Origin of the sequence: Thalassospira sp. UBA1131 (assembly GCF_002311515.1) — a bacterium.
Classification (GTDB): Bacteria; Pseudomonadota; Alphaproteobacteria; order Rhodospirillales; family Thalassospiraceae; genus Thalassospira.
Genome location: NZ_DCAO01000093.1, coordinates 100053 through 108453 on the forward strand (window position 1 = coordinate 100053; position 8401 = coordinate 108453).

Below are 8401 nucleotides of genomic sequence, written 5' to 3' on the forward strand. Positions count from 1 at the left end.
GAACAATCCAGAATTTTTGCCAAGTCATTGTTTTTGGTAACCGTCGCAAGTTCGGTTGCCATGCGCCGCCATATCAACCCGTCAATCGGGCTGCGCACCAGCATGGATTCGCGACGCCCCGCACGCGCGCTTTCGTCACGCAACTGCTTTTCAAGTGATGCCATGCGCCCGTTGGTTTCGGTCAGTTGCACATTCAGATCGGCAATCGCAAGAACGACTTCGTCAAGACGCTGCTGGGAATATGGCACATCATTTTGCCCGTCCCCGACAAACACACCTTTTTCAAGCGCACCGGATTCCTTGCGGTAACGTTCTTCATCGGCGCGTGCGCGCTCGACCTCTTGCTGTGCCTGTTCAAGCAGGCTTTCGGCTTCTTCCACACGCGCCTTGGCGACATGGCCATCCGCCAACAAGGTTTTCTGCCGTGCGAGGCTCAAATCACGTTCCTTTACGACCGACATCCAGCCTTTCTGGCGGGCAGCTGCCTCAAGCATTTTGTAATGCAGGCTTTCCATTGAACCCGTCACCATTTCACGGACGCGCTCGCCCAATTCGCGGCGCAAGCCATTCAGGGTCGACAGCTTTTCAACCAACGCCGTTTTTCGCGACCGCAGCAATTGATATTCACCATCAAGCTGGGCAAGCAGCGCCTGGGGTTCGGTGTCATCGGTTATTCTTGTCACAATCGACCCGGCCGAAACGGGCTCTCCGACATCGGGGATTGCGCGAACAAGCTGACCACTGATCGGGGCCTGAATGGTCACCAATTTGGCATTCACAACGCCGTTCGGGCGAATATCAGAAACGGAAAGTGGTGCGAGTTGCCAGATCGCAATAACGAAAATAGCCAAGGCGACAGTCAGACGGACAATCTGCCCCTTGGAAAAACGCAAGGCCATAGAACTACCTCAACCGGGTCTGGCATCACTGCCATATACAAACATCACCTTAGAATTTGTGAGTCGATTGGGTAGTTTCAAGGTTATCTATCGGAAATTAAATCACTTTATCGGCTGGCAGTGCGATTGATCGGTCAAGAAACTGCATATAGGCATCAAAGGATGATTTCTGGCCAAACAGAATGTGCGACCGGCTCTTGATGGCGTGCGAAACGACCGAGCGACGGCGTTTATCGGTCGCAAGTGTCAGCGCTGTATCGACAAAATCGGCCGAATGATAGGCAACGCAATCAAAAACCGATATCTGACGATAGCAGGTATGACTGCGCCGGGATCGCGCCGCATTCCCCGGCAAGGTAACAAGCGGAACACCAAGCCCCAGACAATCAAAGGCCAGCATCGCATCATTCCATGCCGGACTTTCAAGCACGACATCCACAGCACACAAAAGCGACAACAAATCGGCCCGGTTGCGCACATTCACAAACCGCATCCGACCGGCAACATCCGCATGATTGATGGCAAACCGGCGCCCCCATGCTGCATCCCAGCTATCGCGTTCTGGCGCAATCAGCAAAAGCTCTGCGGTTTCATCCAGCCGCAAGATTTCGGCAATCAGCGGATCAAACTCGGCCGTCAGAACATCAAGCGGCTGCGGGCACAAATAGGTATTGCGGTCCTGCGCCAAGCGCCAGCGCCGCTGCAAGTCCGTTGTCGACATCTCGACAGGCTCTGGCGGCGTGGCATTCACAAACAAGCCCGGAAGGCGCACCAGCTTCTCGCTGAACCGCTTTTCACCGCCGGCTGTTTCCCAATCCTCGGCGATCAGATGGTAATCAATGTTGGAAAGACCACTGGTCGCTGCAATCCCGCCACCTGAAATCTGAAGCGGCGCCAAGCGCCAGCTTGCCAGCAACATCGTATAGGCATCGGCCTGCGGGTCGACATAATGCAGAACATCAAGACCAAGCCCTGCAATCACCCGTGCCGAATGCAACGGATCAAGCGGCAATGGCACGACAAGATCGGCATGTTCGTCAATGCGAGCGGTAATGTCGTCCTCGCCGGTTGGCGGACGAATGATTGTCACATCAAACCGGTCGCGATCAATCGCCTCGGCGAGGCCTTCGATCCAACGCCCCACGCCATTGTCACACATATTGGCCGAAACGATGCCGATCCGGATTTTCCCACCGAGCCGTGTGGAGGATGCGCTGACTTCCGGCACATCATAACCTGACACCAGGCGTTCCCAGTAATGGCCAACCGCGCGTAACTGTTTGTCCCCTTCCGGGCGCAATGCAGCGCGCCAGACCGGCGGAAAGCGAGTCAGAACAATGGGATCGATCCGGTCAGAACCAACAAATTCAAGATCCGGCTCAAGTGCGTCTTCATCAAGCGTATCATCAAGAAGATCACGCACGACTTCATCATTCTGGGCGGCAAGATCGGTCGGCACAGGGGCAAACAACAAACGGCGTGCTGTGCGGAACAGCGCGGTATTCTCGCCCGCGGCAATTTTGCGATCTATCCCGCTTTGCAGAACCGATTGTGCAGAGCCAGTATCGCCTTCTTCGGCCAGTTCAACGGCAAGACGGAAAACCGCGTCATCACCGCCACCGGCCCCGATGGCTGCGCCAAACTGTTCAACGGCCTCGCCATGACGGCCAACAAGGCTAAGCGCCTCGCCCATCATCAACAGTAATTGCGGATCTTCCGGACTGTGGGCCAATAGCGGCTCAAGCGCCCCAATCGCCTCAAGCCCCTGCCCGACGCGCAAATTAAGCAACGCAAGTGTCCTGCGGGCCTTGGCGTCATCCGGATCAAGGGCCAGAACCTGCCGAAGGCAATGCTGCGCACCGGCAAACTGACCCAGTTGGAAAAGTGCATCGCCATAGGCAGTTAATGCGCGCGGATGACCGGGTTCAAGCGATAGCGCACGGCGCAACGGTTCGCTTGCGGAAACTGTGCGCCCCTGATCCAGGCGGATTTGGCCGATCAGAACCAATGCATTGACGATGTCGTCGCGCATCTTAAGCGCGGTCAAACAAGACGTTTCAGCGCCTTCGATATCGCCCATCGCATATTGGCAGGCGGCATAATTGGCATGAATTTCGGCGACATCCGGTGCCAGCTCCAGCGCGCGTTCATAATTTTCCCGCGCGTCTTCAAGTTCATCAAGCTGGCGATAGGTATTGGCGATATTGCAATAAAGTGCCGGGGCATCCGGGCACAACCGAATGGCCCGCTTGAACGCGCCAACGGCGTCACGCAATTTGCCGATGGCCTTAAGGGCCTGGGCGTGATCATGCTGAATTTCTGCACTATTGGCATCGGCAATGGCGGCGCGCCCCATACGCTCTGCAGCCAGGGACTGATTCCCGTGGCGCATCGCAACGAGACCGGCCAGATGCATTGCCTCTGCGGCCTGTGGGAATGATCGGATCATTCGCTGACAGGATTCTTCTGCCTCTGCGTATCGGCCTGCCTCATACAGGTTCAATGCAGAACGGTAGATGTCGGCAAAATCAGACAAGGAATACCTATTACCCAAGAGAAAGCAGATTTCGTCCCACCATAAGGTCCAACCGTTAACAAACCACGTCCTTGATGGAATTTTTCAAAACAATTCATGACGGCGAAGTCATCGCTGTTCTAACCGGTTGTAAGAACACCTTTTTCTGAGAAATCAGGAAAACTTCCCCACATACAGCATTGAAAAATAAAGAAACCCTCCGGAATCACCTCCGAAGGGTTTCAGTACAAAATATCAAATGCAGGTCGCTAGGCCCACTCAACCAGCCTGGCTGTAATATCGACCAAACCGGTTTGCCAGAAAATCTTCCAGCCTGACTTCTTCTTGTCGGACGTAACCGGTTGCAGGCAATTTACCGGTCAGAACCATATCCATCACAGCACACAATCCGGCCGATGTTGTAATCTGGATCGCAGACCACTCCATATCGCCAACGCGCGTGCCATGGACCTTGCGAATAAAGCTCTCTTCACAAAGCTCCCCGCGCCGCGTGCCGACAGCATCGGCAAAGATCACGATCACGTCCTGCTTGGTGACTGGCAGAGCATTTTCGAAGATTTCCTTCATCATCTCCGGACGTTCGCCAAGTCTGAGGTCCTCGATCAGGATTTTAAGAATTTCCTGATGCCCCGGATACCGAACGGTCTTGTAGTCAAGGTTATCGACCTTGCCTTCAAGCATGTCACACAGCGCGCCCACGCCACCTGAAGTATTGAAGGCCTCATACTCCGTACCATCAATGGTAAAGCGCTCATATCCTTCGAGGGGCAGCACTTCGACCCGCTTGCCATTCAGGATCGCTTCACACGGGTTCAGATACTCGTTGATCAGCCCGTCAGTCGACCAGGTCAGGTTATATTTCAAACGGTTGGTCGGATTTTGCGGCAAAGCCCCGACACGCAAACGAAGCTTGTTTACGTGATCAAATCGCTTGAACAAGTCATGAGCCGCGATGGAAATAAATCCCGGTGCCAGACCACATTGCGGCACAAAGGCGCATTGCGCACCCTTGGAAATTTCCCGAATAGCGCGGGTTGTTTCAACATCTTCGGTAACGTCAAAATAGGATGCCCCAACCGCGCGTGCGACACGGGCAATCGCCACATTCAAGAAGAACGGGCATGTCGACAGGATTGCATCATGCCCTTTGGCAACATCGGTGAGTGCGGCCTCATCTGTGACATCTACTTTTACCAGGGTGGCTGCGTTGTCTTCGGCACAAATTTCCAGCATTTCGCCACTGGCATCGGCCAGCGTCACCGCATAATAGCCACTTTCATTGAGCATCACCGCAGCAATGCGACCAATTTTCCCGGCGCCGAGGATCAAAATCTTTTTCATTTTCTCTAACTCCCGAACGAGCAGACACCTTCACCGTCGATGTCGTACCTGCCCTGATCATGTTTTGTTTTTGCCCAATGATGTTCCGCCGCTGGACGAACGCTTTCAACCCGGCAATACTGTCAAAACACAATAAAACCCCGTCATTTTAATGGGTAAAACCGATGAAACGTCAGATTGATGAAGTTGACCGCCAGCTTATCGCACGCCTGCAAGAAAATGCCCGCATTCCTACTGCTGCCCTTGCGCGTGAAGTCGGTCTGTCTCGCAGTGCTGTTCAGGAAAGGTTGGAGCGCCTTGAAAAGGCAGAAGTTATCAAGGGTTACACCGTTCAGCTTGGTGATGTGGCAAAGCCCGTCTTGCTGGCAGAAGTCATGATACAGCTTGAACAAAAACAGTCGGCAGGTGTCGTTGGCGCGCTTCAGAAAGTCCCGCACTGCATTCGGTGCCTTGCGGTTTCAGGCGAATACGACCTTATCGCCGAGGTCGCCGCAAACACGCCCGAGGAACTTGATGGTGTGCTTGACCGGATCGGGGAAATGTCGGGGATAAAACGCACATCAAGCTCAATCATCCTTTCAACAAAGTTCGATCGCCGCTAAGATCGGCGCGGGGTTGGGGAAAACCTCTTTTCTGGAAGAAAACCGATTGAAATCAAAACGCAGATATTCAGTCCTTTCTGTACTGCTTGCCGGTTTTATCGCCACCAGTGTCTTTGGCGTCGGACTATCCCTTTATGTCGGTCTTGGAACGGCCTATGAAAACACCCGCAATCTGTGGGTGATGCTGGCTGATATTGACCTGACATCGGTGCAGCGCACCATGCATGAACGCATGGACGAGGTCGAACAACGTTCTGACTGGGTCGCAGAACAGGTTGCCAGCGGCGCACTTGATCCAAGTTTTCAGTACGGCTGGACCAGCACGATGCGCGCCCTTGCGGCGGCAGACATGGGTGTCATGGCCTATGGGCTTGTGACCGGGGAACGCGAATTTATCGGCTTTAATCCCGAAGACATGAGCGACATTCGAAGAACCCTGCCCGAAGACGACATGCTGTTTTCCGAGCTTGCGCATATCCGCGGCCCTGTAAGCAACCGCACGGGCTACCCCCGTTGGGACCCCTATTTTGACCGCACCGTCCTGACAAGCTGGGTACCGCTGTTTTATGACGGGCAGTATCTTGGAACGTTCATTCAGTATCTGTCGCTGTCCAATTTGTCAGAAAGCCTGATCCGCGGGCGCGAAGATTTGCCTGGCACACCGTTTGTTCTGATTGGTGGCAACCGGGTCATGGCCCATCCGGGATTGCGCAACTGGGGGGAGAAAACAACAACCGAGCTGGTTAATGGCGATAACATCGCACGCAGCCCGATTCCCCTGCCCACCATTCATGACATTGGCGACCCTGTTCTCGCCAATATCGGAAAATCCGAAAGCATCCGGCTTGATCCCGATGATGAACGCCACAACAGCGGCATTCGCCTTTCGGGGCTTGAGTACAATGACCGCTATCACCTGATCGTCACGCGCCAGGTTCAAACCGCGCCAATTTCACCGGTCATAATCGGCATGTATTTTGACCAGGAATTGTTTGACGATGAGTGGGACAGACTGGTTCTGGCCTCTGTTCTTGGCGGTGCCGTCTTTATCCTGTCGGTTATCGTTGCCATCGTCCTGTCGCGACACTTCACCAAGCCGATCCGCCGGTTTGCCAGTGCTGCGCGCGCCTTTGAAGACGAAGACATCGCATCAATCGATGTGCCGCAGCTTAAAGGCAGCCGCATTCGGGAATATGACGACGCCGCGCGGTCGTTCAATCACATGATGATGACCGTACATGATCGTGAACGCATCACCAGCCTGTTTGGTAAGTTCGTACCGCAATCCATTGCCAAGAAGCTGTTGGCATCGGGCAATGATTCCGGCGTCCTGCCGCCACAAACATCCGAAGCCACCGTCCTTTTTGTCGATATCGTCGGTTTCACTTCGATGTGTGAAAGCCTTGATCCGAAACAGATCATTGCGATGCTTAACGACTATTTCGACTGTGCGACGCAGATCATCGAACGCCATGGCGGCATCATCACCCAGTTCCAAGGCGATGCGATCCTTGCGGTCTATAACGTGTTTGATGACCTAAAGAACCATGCAGATGCCGCTGTCGATAGCGCCATTGCCCTGCAAGCCGAAGTCGAAAAGCGCAAGTTCGAGGGGCTTGAGTTAAAGGTTCGCTGTGGTGTGAATACCGGCCCGATGGTTGCCGGGAATGTCGGCGCAAAGGCCCGCCTGTCATTCACTGTTCACGGGGATGCCGTCAATACGGCGTCACGCCTTGAACAGGAAAACAAGGTTCTGGGAACACAAATCCTGATCTCGGAGACAACCCGCAACCTGCTGGCTGATCCTGATCGTGTTGCCAAGGCAGGCGATGTGCTTTTGCGCGGACGTCATACCAAGACAGAGCTGTTTACAACCCGGCCCGACAAATAAGCAAAGGGGGCATTTGCTGCCCCCTTCATCATTCAAGGAATACAAATAACAAAACGCCGCATTGGATGAACCGATGCGGCGTTTTGTAAAACCTTAGAACAAGGTACCGGGAATTAACCCTGGCGCGCCTTGAAACGCGGGTTCTTTTTATTGATCACGTATACGCGGCCACGGCGGCGCACGATACGGCAGCCTTTTTCCCGCAGCTTCGCGGATTTCAATGAGTTCCGGATCTTCATAATCTTAAACCTTAGAAACTTGGCCCCTTCGAGGAAGCCGGAAAATAGAAGTACGACATGCCCCTGTCAACACCTAAAACAGGTTGCGGCGACAGAAAGTGGAACAAATCCCCTCTGCGTCGCCAGCAGCAGTCTCGGCTCAGGATCTTAAACCTGAGCACTCAGTTGATCGTTGCGTAGAACCGATAAAAGGCCAGGCTGCCATTTTCAAGCATTTTTACGCGATTCATCCACATTTCCATCTCTGGCTCGAGATAATCCATGATATCGGGGTCCAGACCGGCCTTCTGGATGTCTGAAAGCATTGTCATCCAAGCCAATTTGATATGCTTCAGATGCGTTTCCGACTCATCCTTGGCAATACGGATATCGAATTTCAGCTGACCAAGACGGGATTTGTACTCCTGTGCTGTCCACGGAAACAGCTCTTCGCCTTCAAGCCTGGCCCAGTTTGCCAACTCATTTTCATCAAGATCACGCGTCAAAACATAATCCGTAACCAGAAGCTGCCCATGATCGCGCAGGGTTTCGGCCAAAGCTTTGAGAAAGGTTTCCTTTTCCGGGATCTTATAAAGCTCGCCATAGGAATAAACGACGTTGAAATAGCCCTTGCGAAGCTCAGGCTGAAGCGGGTCAAGCGTTTGAACCGGGACTCTCTTTTGAACACCGGCTTGAACAGATCGCTCCATGCCCAGAAGCGCAAGCTCGCCGTCCGGCTCAAGTGCCGTCACCCAAACGCCAAGACGATCCGCCAGCAACCGGGCCACACCACCAAGCTTTGCACCAATTTCAAGACAACTGAGTGTTTCATCAAGTGCCAGCGGCTTGGCAAGCTCAAGGGCGTATTCATGACCGCCCGGCATCATGATCCCGTGATCAAACAGTTTGTCATA

General features: G+C 53.8%; 7 protein-coding genes. 2 read left to right on the forward strand and 5 right to left on the reverse strand.

Features of this window, described 5'->3' with window-relative positions; translation table 11 throughout:
• From B3Z49_RS14525 to B3Z49_RS14535, 3 genes are all read right to left on the reverse strand, one after another.
• Positions 1-899: hypothetical protein (locus tag B3Z49_RS14525; RefSeq protein ID WP_296992167.1), on the reverse strand; the 899-nt coding region annotated here is incomplete at its 3' end.
• Positions 900-996: 97 nt separating this feature from the next.
• A complete protein-coding gene (locus B3Z49_RS14530; RefSeq protein WP_349676391.1) occupies positions 997-3453 on the reverse strand; it encodes a tetratricopeptide repeat protein in 2457 nt (818 codons plus the stop codon).
• 240 nt (positions 3454-3693) lie between these two features.
• On the reverse strand, positions 3694-4776 hold the full coding sequence (locus B3Z49_RS14535; protein WP_349676392.1) for a saccharopine dehydrogenase family protein: 1083 nt from the start codon (positions 4774-4776) through the stop codon (positions 3694-3696).
• Between the two features lie 164 nt (positions 4777-4940).
• Between B3Z49_RS14535 and B3Z49_RS14540 the strand changes: the two genes are divergently transcribed.
• Both B3Z49_RS14540 and B3Z49_RS14545 read left to right on the forward strand, forming a co-directional pair.
• The gene (locus tag B3Z49_RS14540; protein WP_120224880.1) at positions 4941-5378 is read left to right on the forward strand and encodes an Lrp/AsnC family transcriptional regulator; all 438 of its coding nucleotides are present in this window, start codon (positions 4941-4943) and stop codon (positions 5376-5378) included.
• 46 nt (positions 5379-5424) lie between these two features.
• Positions 5425-7269, forward strand: a complete 1845-nt coding sequence (locus B3Z49_RS14545; protein ID WP_296992171.1) for an adenylate/guanylate cyclase domain-containing protein — start codon at positions 5425-5427, stop codon at positions 7267-7269.
• Between the two features lie 113 nt (positions 7270-7382).
• On the opposite strand, the gene ykgO is transcribed toward B3Z49_RS14545, so the two are convergent.
• The gene (gene ykgO, locus B3Z49_RS14550; protein ID WP_007090004.1) at positions 7383-7508 is read right to left on the reverse strand and encodes a type B 50S ribosomal protein L36; all 126 of its coding nucleotides are present in this window, start codon (positions 7506-7508) and stop codon (positions 7383-7385) included.
• A 161-nt stretch (positions 7509-7669) separates the two neighbouring features.
• Positions 7670-8401: methyltransferase domain-containing protein (locus B3Z49_RS14555; RefSeq protein WP_296992181.1), on the reverse strand; the 732-nt coding region annotated here is incomplete at its 5' end.